Raw genomic sequence first — 25,984 nt, forward strand, 5'->3', positions numbered from 1 at the left:
ATGAATGAATTAATTCCGCATTTAACGGTTTTCTTATTGGTGCTTGTGCGTGTTTCAGCATTTTTTGTTACGGTTCCCTTTTTTTCCTATAGAACCATACCACCACAAGTCAAAATTACTCTCGCACTGGTTTTAGCTTGGATGATGTATTATACAATTGATGTTGAGCCATTTGCATTCAATGATGAATACATATTATTAGTGATGAAAGAAGCACTTGTTGGACTGTTACTCGGTCTAGTAGGCTATATGATCATGTCTGCCATTCAAATTGCAGGAAGCTTTATTGATTTTCAAATGGGTTTTGCCATTGCCAATATTATTGATCCGCAAACAGGGGCTCAAAGTCCATTAATTGGTCAGTTTTTTAATATGCTAGCGTTTCTTTTATTGTTAGCAATTAATGGCCATCATTTGATTCTTGATGGAATTTATTATAGTTATCAATTTTTACCTATGGATCAATTTCCTAGTTTTGCAAATGAGAGCTTTCCCCAATTTATCATCACAACATTTACAGCTGTTTTCGCGATTGCATTTCAGATGGCTGCACCTGTTGTGGCTACCTTATTTTTAGTTGATTTAGCATTAGGAATAACTGCGAAAACAGTACCACAATTAAATATATTTGTTGTTGGTTTTCCTATTAAAATAGGAGTTAGTTTTTTAGTGTTATTTACAATGATGGCTGTTATGATTCAAGTCATTCAAAAGCTAATCACTATTATGATTTACGGCATGCGTGATTTAATGGCCATTTTAGGTGGTGGATAACATGAAACTACTACTGAATTTAGATATCCAGTTTTTTTCAGGAGAAAAAACTGAAAAGGCGACGCCAAAGAAACGTCAAGATGCTCGAAAAAAGGGACAAGTTGTTAAGAGTCAAGATATTACAAGTGCCATAGTTATGCTAATGGTCTTTATATTTTTGTTTTTCTTTGCAGGCTCCTTACGGGACGAGCTATTATCGTTTTTTAGGCAAACGTTTATCCATAACATACGCATCGAATCACTGACCATTGATAGTGTGATGCACTTATTTACAGAAACATTGATACAAATGGCTTTCATTATTGTACCGATTATGGCGATTGCTGTTGTTGGAGCGCTTGCAGGTAACTTTCTGCAGTTTGGCTTTTTATTTACATTAGAGCCAATGAAGTTTGATTTAAAAAAGATGGACCCTATTAAAGGGTTAAAAAAAATATTTTCTGTTAAGGCCATTGTTGAGCTGCTCAAATCGGTCTTAAAGATTGGCTTTATCGGCAGTGTAACAACAATTATTGTTTGGACTAACTTACCAGAAGTTTTAGCGTTGTCCTTTAAAAGCCCTTGGATGACGCTTATAACCGTAGGAAAACTAGTCGGCATTATGGGCATAGCAGCATCTTTAGTTTTACTTTGTGTATCCATGTTGGATTGGATGTATCAAAAATTTGATTATGAAAAAAATCTTAAAATGTCTAAGCAAGATATTAAAGATGAATATAAAAATAGTGAGGGTGACCCTCTGATTAAATCAAAAATCAAACAACGTCAACGCGAAATGGCGATGCGTCGTATGATGTCAGAGATACCAAGTGCAGATGTAGTTATTACCAATCCTACTCACTATGCGATTGCCCTCAAATATGACGAGGAAAATATGGATGCCCCTCGCGTAGTTGCTAAGGGTACAGACTTTATCGCTCAAAAAATTAAGATGATTGCCAAAGAACATGATGTAATTATGGTGGAAAATAGACCTTTAGCTCGTGCCATGTATGATCAAGTTGAAATTGGTGATCCGGTACCAGAAGAATTTTTCAAAGCAGTAGCAGAAATACTCGCTTATGTTTACCGTATTAAACGTAAAATTTAAAGCTTTTTAGTAGGAGGGACACAAATGAAAGTTCGCGATATTGGGGTTTTAGGTGCGGTTATTTTAATCGTTGCGATGCTCATCATCCCTCTTCCTCCGTGGATGTTAAGTTTCTTAATTGTCATTAATATTACATTAGGATTAATTGTACTACTAACAGCAATGAGTATGAAGGAAGCATTAGACTTTTCTATTTTTCCTTCGGTTATTTTACTATTAACCTTATTCCGATTAGGACTGAGTGTTTCTACAACCCGTGCAATCTTAGCAAATGGAGACGCGGGCTCTGTCGTAGAAACTTTTGGTGATTTCGTAGTCGGGGGAAATATTCTAGTAGGTTTAGTTGTCTTTTTAATTCTTGTGTTAATTCAGTTTATTGTTATTACAAAGGGTGCAGAGCGGGTAGCCGAAGTAGCAGCTCGTTTCACACTCGATGCGATGCCAGGTAAACAAATGAGTATAGATGCTGACCTAAATGCAGGAATTATTTCCGAAAAGGAAGCACGCGAACGACGTGAAAAAGTAGCGGGAGAAGCGGACTTCTACGGAGCGATGGATGGTGCCACAAAATTCGTAAAAGGGGATGCCATTGCCTCGATGGTAATGGTTATTATCAACTTATTATTTGGAATCATCATCGGGGTTGTACAAATGGGACTTCCATTTGCCGAAGCAGCAACCCATTTTTCTAAGCTAACAGTTGGGGATGGTATTGTTTCCCAAATACCTGCCTTGCTTATTTCAACAGCAACAGGGATTGTGGTAACACGCGCCTCTTCTAAAGGAAGTCTTGGTCAGGATATTACAGGTCAATTATTTGCTCAAGCAAAGTTACTCTATGTAGCTGGAGGTACCATTATATTACTAGGGTTATTTACACCAATCCCTAACTGGGTAACACTCCCAATAGGTCTTTCGCTAGTTGTTGGGGCTTATATGATGGAACGTAAGAAACCAGAGGATGAAGAGGAATTACTTGAAATTGAAGAAGAAGTGGCAACAGACGGCATGAAGAGCCCAGAAAATGTTGTGAATTTATTAAATGTGGACCCAATCGAATTTGAATTTGGTTATGGATTAATTCCATTAGTAGATGCTGCTCAAGGCGGAGATTTATTAGATCGTGTGATTATGATTCGTCGACAGCTAGCTCTAGAGTTAGGAATTGTCATCCCGGTTGTTCGTATTCGTGATAATATTCAACTTCAACCAAATGAATATCGAATAAAAATAAAAGGGAACGAAATGGCAAAAGGTGAACTTTTACTAGATCATTATTTAGCTATGAGCCCAGGTGACGATGATTCCATTGAAGGTATTGATACAGTAGAGCCATCATTTGGATTACCAGCTAAATGGATTACTGAGCAAGTAAAAGAAGATGCAGAAATGTATGGTTACACGGTAGTTGACCCACCTAGTGTGGTATCAACACATTTAACTGAAATTATTCGTGCCAATGCTCACGAGTTATTAGGTCGTCAAGAGACGAAGCAGTTAATTGATCACTTACGTGAAACGCATCCAATTTTAGTAGAAGAATTGACACCGACACCTCTATCTACTGGAGAAATCCAAAAGGTACTTGGTAAGCTTCTTCGAGAAAATGTTTCTGTTCGTAATCTACCAATTATTTTTGAAACACTAGCAGACTATGCTAAGTTAACAAGTGATACAGATATCTTAACTGAGTATGTTCGTCAATCATTGGCGCGCCAAATTACTGCCCAGTATGTAGGCGATAGTTCGGCTTTAAAAGTTATTACAGTTTCAGGAAAAGTAGAAAAAATGATTGCTGATAGTATTCAGCAAACGGATCACGGAAATTATTTAGCAATGGATCCTCAGGATTCCCAAACGGTACTAGAGACTATTGCGGCAGAAATAGAGCGTGTGTCCTTTATGGAACAATCGGCTATTATTTTATGTTCTCCAGCAGTTCGTATGTATTTACGCCAACTAACGGAGCGTTATTTCCCGCAAATTCCAGTTCTTTCTTATAATGAATTGGATGCTTCGATTGAAATTCAAAGTGTTGGAGTGGTGAATGTTTAATGAAAATGAGAAAATATTATGCATCTTCCATACCAGAGGCTATGAAGCAAGTGCGAGCAGAACTAGGTGAGGACGCTGTCATTTTGAATTCTAAAGTAGTCATCACAAAGAAATTTTTCGGTATGATTAAAAAGAAAAGTTTTGAAGTAGTTGCAGGAGTGGATGCAATGGAGCCAAGTCAAGTGGCTCCAGCATCAACACCTGTAGCATTGCCTATCGCAACTAAAGAAAATGCAAGGTTACAAGAGATTACGAATGCTATTCAAACAAAAATTCATCAAGATCAACCATTGCAAGATGCAGTTATACATGAGAACAACGGCATTTCTGAAGAACTGAGGAAGGAAATTGCAGATTTAAAATCTTTAATGCAATCGATGCATAAAAAGACTACCCAAGCTCAATATCCCGATGAACTCTTACCCTTCATTGAATACTTAAGACAGCAAGAGCTAAGTGAAGAGCTCATCACAACGATAGGTGATGAGCTTTTTATGCATTTCAAAGAAGCGTCAGAAATAAATTTCTCGCAATGTAAAATGGTAACGAAAAATTTACTACGTAAGAGATTAGAAGGCATGCCTATTGGAGGTTTATCCTATGAAAGAAAATATATCAACGTATTAGGTCCTACCGGTGTTGGAAAAACAACGACAATCGCCAAAATGGCAGCTAGAGCTGTTTTGGAAAAGAAGAAAAAAATTGGTTTTATTACGACGGATACTTATCGAATTGCAGCAATAGAACAGCTCAAAACATATGCTGGCCTTTTACAGGCTCCTGTTGAAATTGCTTACAATGCAACAGATTTTGAACAAGCTATCCAAAGATTATCGCATTTAGATTTGGTGTTTATCGATACAGCTGGTCGAAATTATAAAGAAGTCAAGTATGTGGATGATCTCCAACGTCTCATAAAATTTGATGATCAAGCCGAATCCTTTTTAGTACTTGCGATGACAACGAAAGAAAAGGATATGGCGAACATCATCGACCAATTTAATCAGTTACCAATTGAAAAATTCATTTTCACAAAAATTGATGAAACAAATTCTATTGGCACAATGATCAATTTAATGATTAAATATAATAAAGGACTTGCTTACTATACGAATGGTCAAGAAGTACCAGAAGATATTGAAGAAGCTGATTTAGAAGCAGTACTTAATTTGTTTTTTCAAGGTGAAGAAAAATGAGAGACCAAGCTGAAACATTACGCTTGAAAATGATGAGACAGCAAGGAGAACTAGGTAGAGCAATTGCAGTGGTTAGTGGCAAAGGTGGAGTTGGTAAAAGTAACTTCACGATGAACTTTGCCATATCCTTGGCCCAAAAGGGGAAAAAAGTTGTCGTTGTAGATATGGATATTGGGATGGGAAATATCAATATTTTAATTGGGAAAAATGCTTCCAATAGTTTGAAAGATTATTTAGAAGGAAATAAACTACTAGAAGAGGTAATATTTGAAGGGCCCTATGGTTTAAGGTATATTTCAGGTGGATCGGGTATGACGAGTGTATTTAATTGGTCAGAAATGATGTTTGAGCAGCTAATTTATGCATTTGAACAGCTTCAGAAAAACTATGATTATATTTTATTTGATATGGGAGCAGGGGCGACAAATTGGTCGTTGGATTTACTTACGTCAATTGATGAAATTATCGTTATTTCAACCGCAGAGCCTACCGCAATTACGGATGCTTATTCTATGATGAAATATATTCATGTGCGAGATGCTGATAAGCAATTTTATATCCTTTGTAACCGAGCATTTAGTAAAGAAGAAGGCATGGAAACAAATGACCGTTTAAAGTTAACAATGAAACGTTTTTTAGACAAAGAAGTCACGATACTCGGTTCATTACCCGAAGATCCAGTTGTGCGTAAGGCCGTGCGTGAGCAAGTCCCATTTTCACTTGCTTACCCAGACGCACTGATTTCTAAGACATTGCAACTCATAGTGGTTCGTTTTATGGAGCACCGTGCAGAGGAAATACATGCACATGACCAGACAGCGAGGAAGTTTTTAACGAAACTAAGAAGTATTTTTTCGAAAGGGCGTGATTAATTGGACTTTTTACATAAAAGCAAGCTATTAGTTGTAGATGATTCTGCTTTTATGAGAAAGCTAATTAGTGACTTTTTTGTTGGCAACTCGAAGGTGGAAGTAGTTGGAACTGCGCGTAATGGAAAAGATGCAATCAAAAAGATACAATCATTGAAGCCAACAGTTGTGACAATGGATATTGAGATGCCTGAAATGAATGGGCTAGAGGCTTTAAAAGAAATAATGATACAATGTCCAGTTCCTGTAGTTATGCTCTCTAGTACCACTCAGCGTGGAACAGAAAATGCTATAGCAGCAATTGAGAGTGGTGCTGTAGATTTTGTCGCAAAGCCAAGCGGAACAATATCTCTTGATTTACATAAAATCCATAATGAGCTTGTTCACAAAGTAGAGCAAGCGGCAATGGTACCAATATCCAAATTGAAAAAACCTTCTGGTAGAAAACGACAACAAGAACCGGTGACAAAAGCGAGTACTGTAATAAAGGATTTACAACAACAAGGACAAATACCTATTCTTATGAATGCCGCTGCTACTAAAGTAGCTATAACGAAGCCGCATATTGAATGGAGTAAAGTAGGGAAAAAAATTGTACTAATTGGTACATCTACAGGAGGGCCTCGTGCGCTTCAGGAGGTCATAACGAAAATTCCTAAGTCTATTCAGGCTCCTATCCTCATTGTTCAGCATATGCCTGCTGGTTTTACGAAATCACTTGCTAGTCGTCTCGATCAGCTGAGTGAAATTGTTGTTAAGGAGGCTGAACAAGGCGATATTTTACAAAATGGTGTGGCCTATATTGCCCCAGGTGGTTATCATTTAAAACTTAGAAAAGTAGGGACAACGTTTGGCATTGTTCTGGATAACCAAGAAGCACCGAGATCAGGCCATAGACCATCTGTAGATGTGATGTTTGAAAATGTTAGTCAATATAAAGATTTTGATAAAGTAGCAGTGATTATGACAGGTATGGGGCATGATGGTTCGAATGGACTAAAAGCATTAAAAAAGACCGGTAATGTCATTGCTATTGCTGAGTCAGCAGAAACTTGCATTGTATATGGTATGCCAAAAGCAGCGGTAGAAACGCAACTAATTGATGAAGTTGCCGATGTAGATGATATAGCACTAACAATAATGAAATATTTGCCTTAAAAGGGGTGTCCTCTTATGGAAGTCAATCAATATTTAGAGATGTTTATCGAAGAAAGTAAAGAGCATTTACAAGCATGTAGTGAACATTTATTAGAACTAGAAAAAAATCCAGATGATTTGGCAATTGTTGGGGAAATATTCCGCTCTGCCCACACTTTAAAAGGTATGTCTGCCACAATGGGTTTTGAAGATTTAGCAGATTTAACGCATAAAATGGAGAATGTTTTAGATGCCATTCGTAACGAAAAAATCCATGTAACACCTGAAATTTTGGATGTGGTCTTTGAATCTGTTGACCATCTGGAAGAAATGGTCATGGATATTGCAAACGGTGGAGACGGCAAGCGTGACGTGTCGGCAACAGTTGCACAACTTAAGCGCATTGAATTAGGCGAAGAAGCAGTAGCACCTGAGGTGGTTGCAACAGTTGCAGTATCAGCTGTAGAAAGTGTTTTAGAATATGATAGCTTTGAACAAACAGTTATCACACAATCGTCGGAACAAGGTTTCCAAGCTTACGAAATTTCAGTAAAATTACGTGAAGATTGTCTCTTAAAGGCTGCGCGTGTATTTATGGTGTTTGAGATTTTAGAAAAAGATGGAGAAGTTATTAAATCTAGTCCATCTGTTGAAAAGCTTGAAGATGAACAATTTGATCAACAGTTTTATGTAGCATATGTTACAAAAGAATCTGCGGAAGATATGCAGAAAAAGATAATGAAAGTTTCTGAGGTTGAAGAAGTTATCGTAACAACAATCGACCAAAAGAAATTCAGTGAAAGAGAATATGAAGTACAACAAGAAGTGGCTGCAACTGCAACTGTGTTGGCTGAAGTAGAATCTACATCTGCTGCTGTACCTGCTAAAGTAGAACCAGTCGCGCAACCTGCAAAAACAGCAGCACCTGCAAAGACTGAAAAAAATCACGCGCCTGTAGGGAATAAAACAATTCGTGTAAATATTGAACGTCTTGATATTTTAATGAACTTGTTTGAAGAACTTGTTATTGACCGTGGTCGACTACAATCTATCGCTACAGAAGTAAATCATGGTGAGCTAAATGAAACTGTGGAGCGAATGAGCCGTGTAATGGGTGACCTGCAAACAATAATTTTAACAATGCGAATGGTGCCAGTTGAAACAGTGTTCAACCGCTTCCCTAAAATGATTCGTCAGCTATCACGAGATTTAAACAAGAAAATTAACCTTGAAATCATTGGTGCTGAAACTGAACTAGATCGTACGGTTATCGATGAAATTGGTGATCCACTTGTACACTTAATCCGAAATTCTGTGGATCACGGAATTGAGAATCCTACAGCTCGTCGTGCAAAAGGTAAGCCAGAAGAAGGAACAGTTGTACTACGTGCTTACCATAGTGGAAACTACGTCTTTATCGAAATTGAAGATGATGGTGCAGGAATTAATCGTGATAAAGTACTGGCGAAAGCTATTTCAAAAGGTATTGTTACACAAGAACAGTCTTATTCAATGTCTGATAATCAAATTAATGAGCTTATTTTAGCTTCAGGATTCTCGACTGCCGATGTCATTTCTGATGTTTCTGGCCGAGGGGTAGGATTGGATGTTGTGAAAACAACGATTGAATCACTTGGTGGTAATATTTCAATTGAATCGACACAAGATGTTGGATCCATCTTCTCTATCCAATTACCACTAACATTATCAATAATTTCTGTAATGCTTGTGGAGATTGAAAAAGAAATTTATGCTATTCCATTATCGTCTATTATTGAAACATCTATTATCCGTTCATCAGAGATTATGAATGCGCATAATCAAAAAGTAATCGACTTCCGTGGCAAGGTTGTACCATTGGTATTCTTAGAGGAAATCTTTGAAGTACCTCGTACAGAGCCACAGGATGAGGAATTCCATTCAGTAGTTATTGTTCGCAAAGGTGAAAAGCTTGCTGGTTTAGTTGTGGATTCCTTCATTGGTCAACAAGAAATTGTCTTGAAGTCATTAGGAAATTACTTAACAAATATCTTTGCCATTTCAGGTGCAACTATTTTAGGAAACGGTAAAGTAGCCTTAATTGTGGATTGTAACGCATTAATAAAATAGGTGAATGAATAAGAGAGGTGTAAAAGATGACAAACGCAGTGGAACAAGAAAGTATTAAAGTAATTGTATTTCAACTAGCCAATAAAGAATATGCTATCCCGGTGTCTCATGTTCAAGGGATAGAAAAGCTAATGCATATCACGCGCGTACCGAAAACGGCGAAATATGTGAAAGGCGTTATCAATCTTCGCGGTGTAGTAACGCCGATTGTAGATTTACGTGAACGCTTTGAATTACCTATTTCAGAACATGAGGAAACAACACGCATTATCATTATCTCGCTAGAAGATATGGAAGTAGGCTTTGTTGTAGATTCAGCGAACGACGTAATTGATATTCCTGCAAGTGCAATTGAACCACAACCAGAAGTCGTTGGCTCACTTGAGGAAGAATTTATTTCAGGTGTTGCTAAAGTTGAGAAACGATTATTAATCTTATTACATTTAGAAAAAGTATTAAATCCACTAAAGTAGGGATCGATCATGACATTTAATCAAAAGATTACCTCACTACATTTAGATGTATTAAAAGAAATTGGAAACATAGGTGCTGCGCATGCCGCGACAGCACTTTCCAATTTACTTGGGAAAAAAATTGATATGCGTGTTCCAAAGGTAGAAATGGTATCCTTTAACGATATGATGGAATTGGCTGGCGGATCAGAAAACGTGGTCGTTGGTATTTACCTTCGCATTGAAGGTGATGCAGAAGGAAGTATGTTCTTTATACTACCGATTGAACAAGCAAACCGTTTTATCCGTCGTCTTATTTACGATGAAACATTTGATTTTAAAAAGCGACCTGTTTCAGAGCTAGGATTATCAGCCATGCAAGAAATGGGGAATATTTTATCAGGTTCCTATTTATCTGCCTTATCGGACTTTACCAATTTGAAAATTTATCCGACTGTGCCTGGGCTAAGTGTGGATATGTTTGGTGCAATTATTAGTATTGGTTTAATAGAATTATCACATGTGAGTGATAATGTTATTGTCATAAATACATCCATTTTTGAAGAAGGTGTAGAAGACCATGAAACTGTGAGAGGTCATTTCTTCCTACTACCAGATCCCGACTCATTTGATGCTATTTTTAAAGCATTAGGGGTTTCCTAATGATACTAAGCAGTAGTAGTGGGCAAGTGATTAAAGTGGGAATTGCACAAATGGATGTAGTAAAGCTACCTAACACAATTCGAACTTCTGGTCTGGGTTCTTGTGTTGGCGTTATTTTATATGATGAGTCAAAAAAAATTGCTGGTTTAATCCATGTGATGCTACCAGATTCAAGCTTAGGGAGATCTGAGTCGATCAATGTGGCAAAATTTGCAGATACGGGAATAGCAGCAATGATTGATCTATTGAAATTAGAGGGCGTTCAAAAATTTAAATTAAAGGCGAAAATTGCTGGGGGCGCACAGATGTTTCAATTTACTTCAGATAAAGATTCGATGCGCATCGGTCCTCGTAATGTAGAAGCTGTCAAAAATGAATTGAAAAGACATGGAATTCCTTTAGTAGCCGAGGATACTGGTGGAAATAGTGGTAGAACGATTGAATTTAATCCTGCCACATCGTTATTACATATTCGAACAGTTAACCAAGGAGTGAGCGAAATCTAATGTTTGGTTCCATATTTTATAACCTATGGGGAGCATTAATGGCCTTTACTATTTATTTTTTTAGTACATTTCAAAAGCCTTATACGCCCCTACGAATCATTATCGGATCTTTTGTTACTGCAATCATCGTATTCTTTGTGATGTATATCGTACGTTTATTAATTGCTTACATTTTATATACGCCTGAGGTGGATGAGGAAGCAGTTGAAGATGAAATAGTAGAAAATGAACAAAGTGCTCCTGAAGGAACGAATCAAGAAGGAACAACGGCTAATTCAACTGTTGAATTTCAAGATGAGAACTCAGAGGAAATTGCACAAGTAGTCCGAACGATGATGAATAGAGAAGAAGAACAACAAGTGAATGCTTAAAACAGGGAGTCGCCATGAGCGGCTCTTTTTTATTTGGTCATTTCGGGAATCTTATTATATGAAAAACTTAAGTAAAATTTATTTTTTTTATATTATTCATATAGAAGTCTTCGTGTTAGCATATTTGTACAAAGGAAAAAGCTATTATTCAGAAAACTACAAATCACTGAAATACTTGTGTGGTCCATAACGAATGGCTTGTCCTAGAAGTCCATAAGAAGAAAAGGGTGAAAAGGTAAAAGAAGGGCTTACATGTGCAAAATAGTCTCATATGAGGAATGGTGATGAAGCAAGAGTATTGGTTAATGAATGTGCTTCTTGAAAAGAGCTATGATCACATTGTCGGAACAAAAACAGTGCTTTGTCATCTTTTCATTAAAGAGGGGATCATAGCTAAAATCATATCAGCAGATCAACCATTCTATACCAGTATCACTACAATTGACGGAAAAGTGAAATTACTTATGCCGAGTTTTCTTGAAAAACATGTTCATCTGGATAAAACATTCATGGGTAATCCTTGGGTTGCTATAAATCAGGAAGAATTGATTGTTGACCAATGTGCATTGGAACAGCATATTTTAACAACATTAGAGATGACTACTGAAAAACGGGCAATGCTTTTATTGGATAAATTATTATTGAATGGTTCTACACATATTCGAACACATGTAGATATATATCCTGAAATTGGACTTGAGAAAGTGATAGGGATTTTGCAAGCATTCAATAATTTCTCTGGGAAACTCTCTGGTGAAATGGTTGCATTCCCACAGCATGTCCATTTAAGAACAAAATCAAAGAAATTGGTGAGGGAAGCCTTACACCTTGGAACAGAAATAGTCGGTGGTGTTGATCCAGCGACGATTGATGGCAATATTGAAGAATCACTATTCCAGATGATGGATTTAGCCGTAGAGGCGAATGCAAGTGTAGATATCATCTCCATGATAGAGACTATTTAGGTATCTATACCATGAAACGGTTGGCAGCATTCACAATTGATGCTGGCTAGCAAGGGCGTGTAAACATTAGTCATGCTTTTGCATGAGGGGAAATTCCATTAGATGAAGCGGAAGAAGTAGCAGATATTTTAGCAGAAGCGGGCATTTCGATTACCACTGCTGTCCAATATAATATTGCCATGCCACCAGTTCCATTGTGAAAGAGAAAATGGGTAAAAGTCGCGGTGGGTAGCGATAATATCTATGATGCTTGGAGACCTTTTGGTAATGGTGATTTGCTTGAGCGAGTGGGGCGTTTGGCCAATCGATTTCATTTAACAGATGAATATGCTTTAGATCAATCATTAGATTTTATTACGAAGGGGATAACGTTGTTAGATAGTGAAGGTAAAAGAAAGTGGCCCCTGCTAGGTCATGAAGACAACATGGTATTAGTGGATGCCAGCTGTGCTGCAGAAGCCATTGCTCGACGGGCTCAACGAATTGCAGTCTTCTTTCAAGGAAATATTGTGGCAGGAACCTTAGATTAAGTATTTGAATAAAATACAGAATTTTCTGGTAATCAGACGACTATACTATCTTTCTATCAAAGGTTTGGCAGCAAGAAGAACCATTTAGTTTCTAGTTTTTATATTCACTTGTTTTTGAGTATTAGAGAAACGTTTGAGAGGTTCAGCTATACATCACTCTATGTGCCAATCGATAGATTTTTACTCAAATGATTTTAATTCAACTTAGAAAAGCTTAGCGAGCAAAGGGGAGAAAGTGGAGTTATGACGACAGTACAGTCCAATGACCTTCAAAATAAAAAAAAGAAAAAAAGAGATATAAATGTTTTTGTTCTGATTTTATCTATGCTAGTAATTGCAACGATCATTACCTATATTGTACCGACTGGTGAATATACACGATCAGAGGTGGATGGCAGAAGTGTCGTGGTACCAGATACGTATCATGCGATTGAATCGTCACCAATTAGTTTGATGGGCCTCATTTCGTCTATTCATACAGGTATGGTTGATTCAGCTCCTATCATCTTTTTTGTCTTAATTATTGGTGGAACACTAGGGGTATTATCAGCAACTGGGGCGGTTGAGGCATTGATTGCCACAGCCTCACGGAAATTTGCTAAAAAAGAAAAATGGTTGATTCCAATTATTATGCTGTTTTTTGCACTCGCAGGAACACTCATTGGCATGGCTGAGGAAACACTGGCTTATATTGGTATTTTAGTGCCAATTGCCATTGCACTAGGTTTTGATGCCATTACAGGAGCAGCTATTGTATTGGTCGGTGCATCTGTAGGATTTATGACAGCAGTTTTGAATCCATTTACAGTCGGAATTGCACAAGGGATTGCACAATTACCACCTTTTTCAGGAATTGGTTACCGTATTGTATTGTTTATAATTACGTATTTGATTTCTGTTTGGTACATTCAACGCTATGCGTTAAAAGTAAAACGAGATCCTGCTAAAGGTTTTTTTCCAGAAGGAAAGTATGGCAAATTAGAAGATACAGGTAATGTCCAATTGAGCACTACGCACAAGATTGTGCTAGGATGTTTCCTAGTAAACTTTATTGTGTTAATCATCGGTGTTATTAAGTTCAGTTGGTATATTACTGAGATTGCTGGGATTTTTACATTGCTTGCAATCGTCATTGCTTTTGCGGGAAAACTTTCTGCTAACCAAGCAGTAAATGCATTTATACAAGGTTCAGGTGGCATTCTTTCAGGGGCGTTAATCATCGGTGTAGCTAGAGCGATTGTTGTGGTGTTAACAGATGGCCATGTTATTGATACATTATTATTCCATGCCTCGTCCTTAATCCACCATTTCCCACCTGTACTAAGCGCTGCGGGCATGTACATTTTACAGTTTATCCTTCACTTTTTTGTACCTTCTGGTAGTGGACAAGCAGCCTTAACAATGCCAATTATGGCACCACTGGCTGATCTTGTGGGGGTAACGCGTCAGACAGCTGTGCTTAGCTTCTCGATGGGGGATGCCATTGGGAATATTATCTTCCCAACCAATGGACCACTCATGGCGGCACTTGCCTTAGCGGGTATTCCATGGGTACGTTGGTTGAAATGGATTTGGCCACTGGTTGCCATTCAAATCATCATAGGTTTAACTGCCGTCATCGTTGCGCATTTTATCAATTATGGTCCGTTTTAAATCAATATACACCCGCAATTTTTTAGGAGGGAATAGGATATGAAACAGCATGATTTTATGAGAAAAGCGCTTGATTTAGCTAATGAAAATGCTATTTCACAACACGGGGCACCATTTGGAGCCCTTGTGGTTAAAAATGGGCAAATTATTGGTTCTGGTGTTAATGAGGTTGCTATAACTAACGATTTGACGAATCACGCGGAGATTCAAGCTATTCGTCAAGCTTGCCATACTTTGCAAACAACTAGTCTAGAAGGCTGTGAGATGTATGCAAGTACAGAACCGTGTTCCATGTGTTTAAGTGCAATCTATTATTCAAAAATATCAACAGTTTATTATTTTCATGCTAGTAATCCTAGCCAAGATTATGTCTATCACCAACTGTCTTTACCACATCAAGATAGGGATATTCAGATGGTACAACTTGAAGAAAAATAAAGGAGGTTCAAATAATGGCACCATCGGCATACTGGTTAACAAATGTACGATTAGAAACAGGTTTTCATTACGATCACGATACTGTGATAGGAACAGAAACAGAGCTTTTTAATGTACAAATCGAAAACGGAAAAATCAAGCAAATTATAAGTGGGAATCAGCCGTTTGAGACGGATTTACCTCAACGAAATGCGCAAAGCTATCTAATGCTACCATCTTTTAGAGATATGCATATTCATATTGATAAAACATATTTTGGTGGACCATGGAAGGCACCTACCATTCCAACAGAGGGCCTTATAACAAGATTAAAAGAGGAAGAGGTACTCCTCCCTAGTTTATTGCCTGTTGCAGAGGAAAGAGCGAAAAAACTATTAGATCTACTATTAAGTGCCGGCTCAACACATATTCGTACGCATTGTAATATCGATCCATTTATCGGTTTGAAAAATCTAGAAGCAGTCTTAAAGGCCAAAGAGGCTTACAAAGAAAAAGCTGTTATAGAGATTGTAGCATTCCCACAACATGGGCTATTACGTAGTGATTCGGTTTCTTTGGTAAGAGAAGCATTGCGTAATGGGGCTTCTTTAGTTGGAGGTGTTGATCCAGCAACAATCGATGAGAACATTGAGAAATCATTACAAACGGTGATGGAATTAGCGGTGGAAGCAAATGCAAACATTGATCTCCATATTCATGATCCTGGTCACCTCGGTATTTTTACTTTTAAGCGATTAGCAGCGTTAACGGAAGAAGCAGGTTGGCAAGGAAGAGTGACAATTAGTCATGCGATGGCCCTTGCAGATGTTCCTACTATTGAAGCGAGTGAAGTAGCGGAATTACTAGCACATCTTGGCATAGCTATTACCTCCTCTGTGCCAATTGAACACACCATACCTATCCCTCTCTTAGATCATAAAGGGGTAAAAATATCTCTTGGTGATGATAGTATTACCGATCATTGGTCTCCGTTCGGTCAAGGAGATAGTCTAGAAAAGGCAGGAACGCTCGCCGAACGTTTTGGTTTAAGTGATGAACGTTCACTTGGTCAAAGCCTAAAATATATTACGGGAGGCATTACACCTCTAAACAAGGAAGGTCAACAAATATGGCCGAATGTTGGAGATGAAGCAAATGTTGTTTTTGTTGAAGCAACTTGTTCTGCAGAAGCAGTAGCGAGAAGAGCGAGAAGGGTTGCAGTGCTCTTTAAAGGCAATATAGTTTCTGGTGAACTTTAATATTGAGAAAGAAAGGAACCATTTAAAATGCAAGCTACTTTTTGGCTAACAAATGTACGACTTGAAACAGGTTATCATTTCGAAAACGGTATGGTTGCACATACCAATACGTCTTGCTCACATCTCTTAATCAAAGATGGAAAAATTGCAGACATCGTTTCTGCTGAAATTCAATTGAATGATGATTTCCCAAAAAAAGATATGAAGCAACTATTAGCGCTACCTTCTTTCATTGAAAAACATTGTCATTTGGATAAAACACTTTTAGGTGATCAATGGCGTGCGGTCACATCTGTTAACAATATTTTCGAACGCCTTGATATTGAAAAAGAGGTACTTCCTACTTTACACACCACAACACAACAACGTGCTGAAGAATTACTTGCACGTTATGTACAGTCTGGGGTTACCCATGTTCGAACCCATGTAGATCTGTATCCCGAGGTAGGTTTAAAAAATTTAGAGGAAGTTCAAAAAGCTTTACGAACTTTTGAAGGCCAGTTGTCATATGAAATCGTAGCCTTTCCACAGCACGGGCTATTGCGAACAAAGGCAGCAAATATAGTAAGAGAGGCGCTTCGCATGGGCGTAGGCTTTGTAGGTGGTGTTGATCCAGCTACTGTTGACGGGGATATTGAGGCTTCCTTACAACAAATGGTGGAACTCGCTATAGAGGGGAATGCTGGGATAGATCTGCATTTACATGATCCAGATCAATTAGGTACCTTTACCATGAAAAGATTAGCTCAATTAACAAAGGAGGCTGGTCTGCAAGGTAAGGTAGCAATAAGCCATGCATTTGGGCTAGGCGATGTTTCACGATCTGAAGCTGAAGAAATGGCTGACATATTAAGTGATGCAGGAATTACTATTGTGACAAGTGTGCCAATTCGTAGAAAATTTCCTCCAGTTGGATTATTACACAGCAAAGGGGTGCCAGTTGCAATCGGTTGTGATAATATTTTTGATGTTTGGTCACCATTTGGGAACGGTGATCTTTTAGAAAGAGCGGGCCGTTTAGCTACCAGCTTAGGGTGGAGAGATGAGCACTCATTAGCCCAAACCTTACATTTTATTACAGGTGGTAAAACGCCACTTAATCAAGCTGGTGAGCAACAGTGGCCAAAAGTGGGGGATAGTGCAAATATAGTTTTAGTGGATGCTTCTTGCTCTGCTGAAGCGATTGCTCGCAGATCTCAACGTAAGGTATCCATATTCAATGGCAACGTCGTTTTTAGTTTGATTTAAAGCAATATCTTTAAAGGGATGGTACTATTTCACTTCAGTAAAATAGCCATCCTATTTTTAGTATTTGAGATGAAAAAGGTGAAGAAATCATGCAAGAATCTATTTATTGGATCACAAATGTCCTATTAGAAAGTGGCTATCACTATGAGGAAAATATCGCTATAGGGACAAAAACTGAAAAAGTTCATATTTTAATTAATCAAGGCATTATTACTGACATTGTTTTAGCTGATACGCCATTGGATAATTTTCTTCCTCAAAAAGATGGGAACAATTTATTAATCTTACCCTCTTTTTTAGAAAAACATTGTCATTTAGATAAAACGTTAATTGGGGATTCTTGGAGAGCGTGTCGCCAAGTGTCCAATCGGATAGAACGTTGCAACTTTGAAAAAAATTTATTGCCTACATTAGCAACTTCAACGAAAGAAAGAGCAGAGGCCCTCTTACAGGTATTATTAAATGCTGGTTCAACGCATGTGCGTACGCATGTTGATATTTATCCGGAAGCAGGGCTTAGTTATTTAGAAGCTGTGCAACAAGCATTAGCAACCTATGATGGTAAATTATCACATGAGATTGTAGCTTTTCCACAGCATGGCTTATTGCGTACAAATTCTAAAGATTTAGTGAGAGCGGCTTTACGTGAAGGAGCTAATTTAGTAGGTGGAGTGGACCCAGCTGTAATTGATGGTGATATTGAGGCATCATTACAGCAAATGATGGACATCGCTGTGGAAGCGGATGTAGGGATTGATTTACATCTACATGATCCAAGTCATCTTGGGATTTTTACGATGAGACGATTAGCCGCATTAACAGAAGAAGCAGGCTGGCAAGGAAGGGTAACAATTAGCCATGCATATGGTCTAGGGGAAGTTTCTTTAGCAGAGGCAGAAGAGGAAGCTGACATGCTAGTAGCCTCAAATATTTCCATCATCACAAGTGTTCCAATTCATGGACCGATGCCACCGATTGATTTATTAACAAGAAAGGGAGTGCCTGTTGCCATAGGTTGTGATAATATCTTTGATTCATGGTCTCCTTTTGGAAATGGCGATATTATTGAGCGAGCAAGCTGTATGGCAGAGCGATATAATTGGATTGACGAGCAATCATTAGCGCAAACGCTAGGTTTTATTACAAATGGAAAGACACCATTAGATCGAAAAGGGAAACAAGTTTGGCCAAAAATAGGTGATGAAGCGAGCATGGTCTTTGTCGAAGCAAGTTGTTCTGCAGAATTAATAGCTAGAAGGTCTAGACGCCGCGCTGTTATGTACAAAGGAAAAGTAGTAGCAGGTAAACTGAACTCATAACCCTCTAAAAAGAACTAACTAACATTAAAAAATAAAAGCGTAATAATTTAGACATATATTTGAACTGTATCCTAGGTTAATCTATAACAAGGATGCAGTTTTTATTTGTCATTACAAAAATAAAGGAATATCTTAGAGACTAAGAGAAACAAATGAAATTATAGTCGATTCTTGTTATAATATAGGAAAGATGGCAATAGCTTATCGAGTTTTGTACTCCTTTAGCTTACAGCTAGAATAGCTCGAATATGGATTTTTTTACAAATGGCAATGGAGAAATCCTTATAAAAGGAAAGTTTTATGAGCGCAATTAGTCAGTAGCAAACGGGCGCGTAAAGGCGTTTTTTAGAGAGGTGGATTTCATGACACAACCAATTCTTAACGATGAGCAAAAACTGTGGAATCGCTGGATACATGAGCGTGATCCAGATGCTGGTGATTTACTCATAAAAAAATATATTTCTTTAGTATCTTATCATGTTCAACGTATTAGTGCGGGATTACCAAAGAGTGTATCGCGAGACGATTTAACGAGCTTAGGTATGATAGGACTTTTTGATGCATTAAATAAATTTGATATTAATAGAGATTTAAAATTTGATACATATGCTTCGTTTAGAGTAAGAGGAGCCATTATAGATGGGTTGCGTAAGGAAGACTGGCTACCACGTTCAGCGAGAGAAAAAGCCAAAAAATTAGATGCTCAGATTGAGCAATTAGAGCAAAAATATATGCGTCATGTTACACCTGAGGAACTTGCGGAGCATATGGAAGTACCTGTAGAGGATGTTTATCAGACAGTACAAGAGCATTTTTTTTCCAATGTTCTTTCCATTAATGAACAACAAGACCAAGAAGAGGCTGATGGAAAGTCGTTTGTGATCCGAGATGATACAACAAAAACACCTGAGCAATCAGTTGTTAAGTCTGAGTTACTGGATGATTTAGCTGAAAATATTCAGAAACTTAATGAAAAAGAACAATTGGTTCTTAGTTTGTTTTACACGGAGGAACTGACTTTGACTGAAATTGGTGAAATGCTTGAATTATCGACATCACGTATTTCACAAATCCATTCCAAAGCGCTTTTAAAGTTACGAAAGTTATTATCTAGTGAAATGATTAATGCGTAAATATCCTTAAGGGAGAGATTCCAATGAGTTTAAAAGGGATTGAATTGCAAATTGCTATTCCCAAAACATTTGAAGCGGGGAAAATGGCTGATCAAGCACAGCAACAAGCGTTAGCTCAACAAGCACATGCAAATGAAGCGTTAAAAAAAGAAATAGAACGCAAGCAAAAAATTGTGAATACATCAGAAGGTACGGATGAAATAAGTGAGGATGAAGATGCGGGTGGCGAATATTTAACGGGTATTTACAAAAAGAAAAAAAAGAAACAGGATCAGCAAGAAAAACAGGCACAACATCCGTTTAAAGGGAATTTCGTGGATTTTAGTGGATAGGAGTTTACAATGACAACCATACTAATAGCGGTACTATTCTTTTTACAGCTACTTTCATTTTACTTCCTTATTATTTTAAATACGAAGCTTGCAAAATTTAAGGATTTAGAAAAGAAGCAAGAACGCTTAATGAGTGAAATGGACGATACTATTAGTGTCTATTTAGCAGAAATGAAAGATGAAAATGACCGTCTTATTAAAGAGCTACAAAATGTTTCACCGTCAGAGTTAGCAGCGACTAGCGTTCAACAAACTGCAAGTTTTGAGACTCAAAAGGAGCGAGCTTCCTCGCTAGCTGAGGTAGAGGCGAAAAATGAGAATCCTCTAAGCTTAGATAAAGATGCTCGAATCTATGTACCTAAAACTATTGTGGCCAATGCATATTCTCGTCAACAACAAACAACAACCACAGTAGTCTCAACACCTTCACCTTTGAAAGTGGAACAAAAGGAACGGGTTAAAGAGCTTACAACGGAGCAACAAGCACTAAGTTTAGCAAAGCAGGGTAAATCAGCAGAGGAAATAGCGAAACAGCTGCAAAAGGGAAAAACAGAAATCGAGCTTTTACTGAAATTTCATCACTAAATTGTTGCGAATCAGGAAAAGCTGTGATATAGTTGCAAATGGTGTTATTAATACACACGCATTTTGATGTAGTAAGTGGTGCTCTAAGATTAGGGTAGCTTGTTGCAGATGATAAATGCGGAGGATAAAAACCAAACATACTAGGAGGAAATTCACATGTCAGTAATTTCTATGAAACAATTACTTGAAGCTGGTGTACATTTCGGTCACCAAACTCGTCGTTGGAACCCAAAAATGAAGAAATATATCTTCGTAGAACGTAATGGGATCTACATCATCGACTTACAAAAAACTGTTAAAAAATTAGAGGAAGCTTATGACTTCATGCGTCAAGTTGGTCAAGACGGTGGTAAAGTTCTTTTCGTTGGTACGAAAAAACAAGCACAAGAAGCGATCAAAGATGAAGCTGAACGTTCAGGCAACTACTACATCAACCAACGTTGGTTAGGTGGTACTCTTACTAACTTCGGTACAATTCAAAAACGTGTTGCACGTATGAAACAAATCGAAAAAATGGAAGAAGAAGGAACATTCGAAGTTCTTCCTAAAAAAGAAGTAATCCAACTTAAAAAAGAACACGAACGTCTAATCAAATTCTTAGGCGGTATCCGTGATATGCACGATCTTCCAGACGTAATGTTCGTGGTTGACCCACGTAAAGAACGTATTGCGGTTGCTGAAGCTCGTAAATTAAACATCCCTCTAGTAGGTATTGTTGATACAAACTGTGATCCAGATGAAATTGACTACGTAATCCCTGCTAACGATGATGCTATTCGCGCTGTTAAACTTTTAACTGCTAAAATGGCTGACGCTTTAATCGAGTCAAAACAAGGTGAAGAAGAAGCTCCAGCTGTAGAAGCTGCTGCTGAGTAATTCACGTTTACAAAAAGGTGATAAGTGGCTCAAAACCCTTATCACCTTTTTTAGAACCTATCATTAAAACTTTGTTCAACCAATTTGAGGAGGAAACACTAAATGGCAAACATTACTGCACAATTAGTAAAAGAATTACGTGAAAAAACTGGCGCTGGTATGATGGATTGTAAAAAAGCGTTAGTACAAACTGATGGTGACCTAGAAGCTGCAATCGACTTCCTACGTGAAAAAGGTCTTTCTTCAGCTGCTAAAAAAGCTGACCGTATCGCTGCAGAAGGTACAACTTACATTTTAGAACAAGGTAACGAAGCAATCATCCTTGAAGTTAACGCTGAAACTGACTTCGTTGCAAAAAACGACAAATTCCAAGTATTAGTTTCTTCTTTAGCAGATCAATTACTTACTGCTAAACCAGCATCAGTTGAAGCTGCATTAGAGCTTACAAATGCTGATGGTGTAAAAATTGAAGATCAAATCTCTACAGCTGTTGCAACAATTGGTGAAAAAATTACACTTCGTCGTTTTGAAATCAAAACAAAAACTGATGCAGATGCATTTGGTGCTTACTTACACATGGGCGGCCGTATCGGAGTATTAGTAACTTTAGAAGGTTCTACTGATGCTGCAGCAGCTAAAGATGTTGCTATGCACATTGCTGCAATCAACCCAACTTATGTTTCTCGCGATGAAGTTTCTGCTGAAGAAGTTGAACGTGAGCGTAAAATATTAACTGAACAAGCACTTAACGAAGGCAAACCAGAAAACATCGTTGCTAAAATGGTTGAAGGTCGTCTCGGTAAATATTTCGAAGACGTTTGCTTACTTGATCAAACATTCGTTAAAAACTCTGATCAAAAAGTACGTGATTTCGTAGCTTCAACTGGTGGTTCAGTAAACGGCTTTGTACGTTATGCTGTTGGTGAAGGTATCGAAAAACGTGAAGATAACTTTGCAGAAGAAGTAATGAGCCAAGTTAAAGGTAACTAATTTAGCTGGCATTTGATCCTAATCAAATAATATCTAGATTATCTAGACAAAAAAATGGGGAACACAACATAGCGTGTTCCCTATTTTTCCGAAATGAACAGAAAAAACGTGATAATTTTCTATTCTGCCTTATTCACAACTAGTATTTATTGTTAGATATACTATAATGGAAAAGGGAATAGAGATTTTTTAAATAAAGTCTTACGGAGGTTTACAATGAGTGTACCGCAATATAAACGAGTAGTTATTAAACTAAGTGGTGAAGCGTTAGCTGGAGAAGCGGGCTTCGGTTTATCACCAAAAATAATCAAGGCTGTTGCAGAAGAAGTAAAAGAAGTAGTGGATCTTGATGTAGAAGTTGCTGTTGTTGTAGGTGGCGGTAATATATGGCGTGGGAAAATAGGTAGTGAAATGGGGATGGATCGTGCTGCAGCTGACTATATGGGCATGCTTGCAACAGTAATGAACTCCCTAGCTTTACAAGATGCTCTTGAAAAATTAGGCATTGAAACACGTGTTCAATCTTCTATTGTGATGACTCAAGTAGCGGAGCCATACATTCGTCGTAAAGCAGTTAGACATCTTGAGAAAAAGCGTGTCGTTATCTTTGCAGCAGGGACAGGGAATCCGTTCTTCTCAACTGATACGACGGCAGCATTACGTGCAGCAGAAATTGATGCAGATGCGATTTTAATGGCTAAAAACAACGTCGATGGCGTTTATTCAGCAGATCCAAAGGTGGATTCAACAGCCATTAAATATGAAACACTCACATACTTAGATGTTATCCAACAAGGCTTACAAGTAATGGATTCAACAGCTTCTACTTTATGTATGGATAACGATATTCCACTAATTGTTTTCTCAATTACGGAACAAGGTAACATTAAACGTGCTGTACAAGGCGAAAAAATCGGAACAGTTGTTAGGAGGAATGCATAATGGCTAAACAAGTATTAGAACAAACAAAAGAAAAAATGAACAAAACAATTGCAGCTTTCTCACGTGAACTATCTTCAATTCGTGCAGGTCGTGCTAACGCATCATTGTTAGATCGTATTATGGTTGATTATTATGGTGCTCCAACACCGATCAATCAACTTGCGGGTGTTTCAGTACCGGAAGCTCGTTTATTAGTGATTACACCTTACGATAAAACAATTTTAGGTGAAATTGAAAAAGCAATTATGAAATCAGATATCGGTATCACACCAACAAATGATGGTTCTATCATTCGCTTAATGATTCCTGCTCTTACTGAAGAGCGTCGTAAAGATTTAGTAAAGCAAGTGAAAAAAGAAGCAGAAGATGCAAAGATCGCTGTACGTAATGTTCGTCGTGATGCGAATGATGACTTAAAAAAACTTGAAAAAGCTGGCGAAATCACAGAAGACGATTTACGTGGATATGGTGAAGATATCCAAAAATTAACAGATGAATTCATTGTCAAAGTGGATCAGGTAACGAAAGATAAAGAAAAAGAAATTTTAGAGGTGTAAACAAGACGTTTTACATGTCTATGATGGAACTTTTTGATGAGATGAAGGCGTCCTATACTTTACAGGACGTCTTTTCTCTTTACCGTTCAAATATGAGCTGAATCTTAGGGAGAGAAGCATAGATGAAATATACAATGTTATGCATCTCACAAACATTGATTTTTTAACAAACTAATTCTTTAAAAATGTGTATAGTTCTAAAATACGCTAGTACATACATAGTCAATTTAGAGGGGAAAAAAAAGACAAAAAGCGCTTTTGTTTGTTATGATAGGTTAGTATACGTCCGATTAGTTGTAGTGGGGGAGTTAGCATGTTTAAAAAGCTATTAGGTAAACAAATAAATATGGATACACTATCATTGGAGGAGCGTGTGGCCCTTTCTAAAAGCGAGCCGATTCCTGCCCATGTAGCGATTATTATGGACGGAAATGGACGTTGGGCGAAAAAACGAGCTATGCCACGTGTTGCTGGTCATCATGAAGGAATGAAGACAGTACGTAAGATCACGAGATTTGCTTCAGATTTAGGTATAAAGGTATTAACTGTATATGCATTTTCCACTGAAAACTGGAAACGACCAAAACCTGAAGTTGATTTTCTAATGCGGCTACCGGTCGAGTTTTTAGGTTCCTTTTTACCAGAAATGATGGAACGCAATGTACGTGTCGAAATGATTGGAGACCCATCATTATTACCTGCCCATACACAAAAAGCGTTGTATGAGGCAATGGAAGAAACGAAGCATAATACAGGTCTTATTTTAAATTTTGCGCTGAATTATGGAAGTCGTTCTGAGATGGTCAATGCCATGAAAATGATGCTTCAAAAAGTGCAGGACGGTCAATTAACGATGCAAGACTTAACAGAAGAATGCTTAACTTCTCATTTAATGACGGCCCATTTGCCTGAACCAGATTTATTAATTCGTACAAGTGGTGAAGTACGCTTAAGTAACTTTATGCTTTGGCAGCTTGCCTATACAGAATTTTGGTTTACAGATACATTGTGGCCAGATTTTAGTGAGGAAAACTTACTGGAAGCGGTGGAAAACTATCAAAAACGTAATCGCCGTTACGGTGGGTTGAAGGGAGAAGAAACAACTTGAAACAACGAATTATCACGGCAATAATTGCAGCAGCACTTTTTATACCATTCGTTATTTATGGGAAAGTACCATTTGCCATACTTGTGCTAGCAATGGCTATTGTCGGTTTTTATGAAATACTAAAAATGAAAGGGATTTCCATTTTTTCTGTGCCTGGCTTCTTAGGGCTAATCACCCTAATTTTGCTTGTTATACCAAAGGGCTGGAGTGACAAGGTTGTAGAAATAATAGGTTATTCGTCCAATCTAATGGTAGTCTATGGCCTGATGATGCTACTACTTATTTATGTGGTATTAGTAAAAAATAAAATAACTTTTGATGAAGTTGGCTTTATTTTATTAGGTACATTTTATGTGGGATTAGGATTCCATTACTTAATTGAAACAAGAAATATTGGCTTAGAGTACGTAGTCTATTGTTTATTAGTTGTTTGGACTACAGATTCAGGTGCCTATTTTGTCGGAAGAAAATTCGGTAAGAATAAGTTATGGCCTGAAATCTCACCAAAGAAAACTATTGAAGGCTTCATTGGTGGAATTGTCATTGCCGTCATTTTTGCTGTCGGTATGCAACTCATTTACCCATTCGCAAATGGTTATATGTCACTTGTCATCGTAACGATTTTTGCCTCCATTATTGGTCAGATGGGTGACTTGGTAGAATCCGCAATTAAGCGTCATTTTGATGTAAAGGATTCGGGTAATATTTTACCTGGGCATGGCGGGATTTTAGATCGCTTCGATAGTCTATTGTTCGTCGTGCCTCTCCTCCATTTCTTACATTTGTTTAGTAATTAATCTGAATTTTATAAGACAACTTGTTAATACATTTGCTTAGATAGAAAAAGG

Annotated in this window: 25 protein-coding genes and 1 pseudogene; all 26 read left to right on the forward strand. The window is 37.7% G+C overall.

Translation table 11 applies throughout. The features are described 5' to 3' along the window. The 26 genes and pseudogenes from fliR to AO843_RS06670 all read left to right on the forward strand — a co-directional run bounded on the left by fliR (nt 1) and on the right by AO843_RS06670 (nt 25,933). Nucleotides 1–774 carry a flagellar biosynthetic protein FliR gene (gene fliR, locus AO843_RS06545; protein ID WP_054610324.1) on the forward strand — a complete coding sequence of 258 codons (774 nt, stop codon included), beginning with the start codon at nt 1–3 and terminating at the stop codon, nt 772–774. Between the two features lies 1 nt (nt 775). Continuing rightward, nucleotides 776–1,864, forward strand: a complete 1,089-nt coding sequence (flhB, locus tag AO843_RS06550) for a flagellar biosynthesis protein FlhB (protein WP_054610325.1) — start codon at nt 776–778, stop codon at nt 1,862–1,864. 24 nt (nt 1,865–1,888) lie between these two features. Then, nucleotides 1,889–3,919 (forward strand): flagellar biosynthesis protein FlhA, encoded by a 2,031-nt coding sequence (gene flhA, locus AO843_RS06555; RefSeq protein ID WP_054610326.1) that lies wholly within the window; start codon nt 1,889–1,891, stop codon nt 3,917–3,919. Then, a complete protein-coding gene (gene flhF / locus AO843_RS06560; protein WP_054610327.1) occupies nt 3,919–5,115 on the forward strand; it encodes a flagellar biosynthesis protein FlhF in 1,197 nt (398 codons plus the stop codon). The genes flhA and flhF overlap by 1 nt, the downstream gene beginning before the upstream one ends. After that, nucleotides 5,112–5,987: a MinD/ParA family protein gene (locus AO843_RS06565; protein WP_054610328.1), complete on the forward strand. Its 876-nt coding sequence runs from the start codon at nt 5,112–5,114 to the stop codon at nt 5,985–5,987. The genes flhF and AO843_RS06565 overlap by 4 nt, the downstream gene beginning before the upstream one ends. Then, a complete protein-coding gene (locus AO843_RS06570; protein ID WP_082389402.1) occupies nt 5,988–7,142 on the forward strand; it encodes a protein-glutamate methylesterase/protein-glutamine glutaminase in 1,155 nt (384 codons plus the stop codon). Between the two features lie 15 nt (nt 7,143–7,157). Next, nucleotides 7,158–9,230, forward strand: coding sequence for a chemotaxis protein CheA (locus AO843_RS06575; RefSeq protein ID WP_054610329.1), 2,073 nt, complete (start codon nt 7,158–7,160; stop codon nt 9,228–9,230). Nucleotides 9,231–9,256: 26 nt separating this feature from the next. Further along, on the forward strand, nt 9,257–9,703 hold the full coding sequence (locus tag AO843_RS06580) for a chemotaxis protein CheW (RefSeq protein WP_008180734.1): 447 nt from the start codon (nt 9,257–9,259) through the stop codon (nt 9,701–9,703). A gap of 9 nt (nt 9,704–9,712) precedes the next feature. Continuing rightward, on the forward strand, nt 9,713–10,345 hold the full coding sequence (locus AO843_RS06585) for a chemotaxis protein CheC (RefSeq protein ID WP_008180732.1): 633 nt from the start codon (nt 9,713–9,715) through the stop codon (nt 10,343–10,345). Then, nucleotides 10,345–10,851: a chemotaxis protein CheD gene (locus AO843_RS06590; RefSeq protein WP_054610330.1), complete on the forward strand. Its 507-nt coding sequence runs from the start codon at nt 10,345–10,347 to the stop codon at nt 10,849–10,851. Before AO843_RS06585 ends, AO843_RS06590 begins: the two co-directional genes overlap by 1 nt. Then, the gene (locus AO843_RS06595; protein WP_054610331.1) at nt 10,851–11,222 is read left to right on the forward strand and encodes a hypothetical protein; all 372 of its coding nucleotides are present in this window, start codon (nt 10,851–10,853) and stop codon (nt 11,220–11,222) included. Before AO843_RS06590 ends, AO843_RS06595 begins: the two co-directional genes overlap by 1 nt. 284 nt (nt 11,223–11,506) lie before the next feature. Beyond that, nucleotides 11,507–12,717, forward strand: a pseudogene (locus AO843_RS06600) (amidohydrolase). Nucleotides 12,718–12,960: 243 nt separating this feature from the next. Next, the gene (locus AO843_RS06605) at nt 12,961–14,370 is read left to right on the forward strand and encodes a YfcC family protein (protein ID WP_054610332.1); all 1,410 of its coding nucleotides are present in this window, start codon (nt 12,961–12,963) and stop codon (nt 14,368–14,370) included. Nucleotides 14,371–14,409: 39 nt separating this feature from the next. Then, nucleotides 14,410–14,808: a nucleoside deaminase gene (locus AO843_RS06610; protein ID WP_054610333.1), complete on the forward strand. Its 399-nt coding sequence runs from the start codon at nt 14,410–14,412 to the stop codon at nt 14,806–14,808. Nucleotides 14,809–14,822: 14 nt separating this feature from the next. Next, complete coding sequence (locus AO843_RS06615) at nt 14,823–16,046, forward strand: amidohydrolase family protein (protein WP_054610334.1); 1,224 nt, start codon at nt 14,823–14,825, stop codon at nt 16,044–16,046. A 27-nt stretch (nt 16,047–16,073) separates the two neighbouring features. Further along, nucleotides 16,074–17,294, forward strand: a complete 1,221-nt coding sequence (locus AO843_RS06620; RefSeq protein ID WP_054610335.1) for an amidohydrolase — start codon at nt 16,074–16,076, stop codon at nt 17,292–17,294. 89 nt (nt 17,295–17,383) lie between these two features. Then, entirely contained in the window at nt 17,384–18,613 is a 1,230-nt protein-coding gene (locus AO843_RS06625; protein ID WP_054610336.1) for an amidohydrolase, read from the forward strand. A gap of 362 nt (nt 18,614–18,975) precedes the next feature. After that, nucleotides 18,976–19,746, forward strand: coding sequence for a FliA/WhiG family RNA polymerase sigma factor (locus AO843_RS06630; protein ID WP_054610337.1), 771 nt, complete (start codon nt 18,976–18,978; stop codon nt 19,744–19,746). A 23-nt stretch (nt 19,747–19,769) separates the two neighbouring features. After that, on the forward strand, nt 19,770–20,078 hold the full coding sequence (locus AO843_RS06635) for a hypothetical protein (protein ID WP_054610338.1): 309 nt from the start codon (nt 19,770–19,772) through the stop codon (nt 20,076–20,078). Between the two features lie 9 nt (nt 20,079–20,087). Further along, entirely contained in the window at nt 20,088–20,663 is a 576-nt protein-coding gene (locus tag AO843_RS06640; protein ID WP_054610339.1) for a hypothetical protein, read from the forward strand. Nucleotides 20,664–20,819: 156 nt separating this feature from the next. Further along, the gene (gene rpsB, locus AO843_RS06645) at nt 20,820–21,539 is read left to right on the forward strand and encodes a 30S ribosomal protein S2 (RefSeq protein WP_004269262.1); all 720 of its coding nucleotides are present in this window, start codon (nt 20,820–20,822) and stop codon (nt 21,537–21,539) included. A gap of 102 nt (nt 21,540–21,641) precedes the next feature. After that, the gene (gene tsf, locus AO843_RS06650; RefSeq protein ID WP_054610340.1) at nt 21,642–22,529 is read left to right on the forward strand and encodes a translation elongation factor Ts; all 888 of its coding nucleotides are present in this window, start codon (nt 21,642–21,644) and stop codon (nt 22,527–22,529) included. A gap of 216 nt (nt 22,530–22,745) precedes the next feature. Then, entirely contained in the window at nt 22,746–23,471 is a 726-nt protein-coding gene (gene pyrH / locus AO843_RS06655) for a UMP kinase (protein WP_054610341.1), read from the forward strand. Next, entirely contained in the window at nt 23,471–24,028 is a 558-nt protein-coding gene (gene frr / locus AO843_RS06660; protein ID WP_054610342.1) for a ribosome recycling factor, read from the forward strand. The genes pyrH and frr overlap by 1 nt, the downstream gene beginning before the upstream one ends. Nucleotides 24,029–24,341: 313 nt before the next feature. Further along, nucleotides 24,342–25,136, forward strand: coding sequence for an isoprenyl transferase (locus AO843_RS06665; RefSeq protein ID WP_054610343.1), 795 nt, complete (start codon nt 24,342–24,344; stop codon nt 25,134–25,136). After that, nucleotides 25,133–25,933, forward strand: coding sequence for a phosphatidate cytidylyltransferase (locus AO843_RS06670; RefSeq protein WP_054610344.1), 801 nt, complete (start codon nt 25,133–25,135; stop codon nt 25,931–25,933). Before AO843_RS06665 ends, AO843_RS06670 begins: the two co-directional genes overlap by 4 nt. Nucleotides 25,934–25,984: the final 51 nt, after the last annotated feature.

This window comes from Lysinibacillus sp. ZYM-1 (assembly GCF_001308875.1).
Classification (GTDB): domain Bacteria; phylum Bacillota; class Bacilli; order Bacillales_A; family Planococcaceae; genus Lysinibacillus.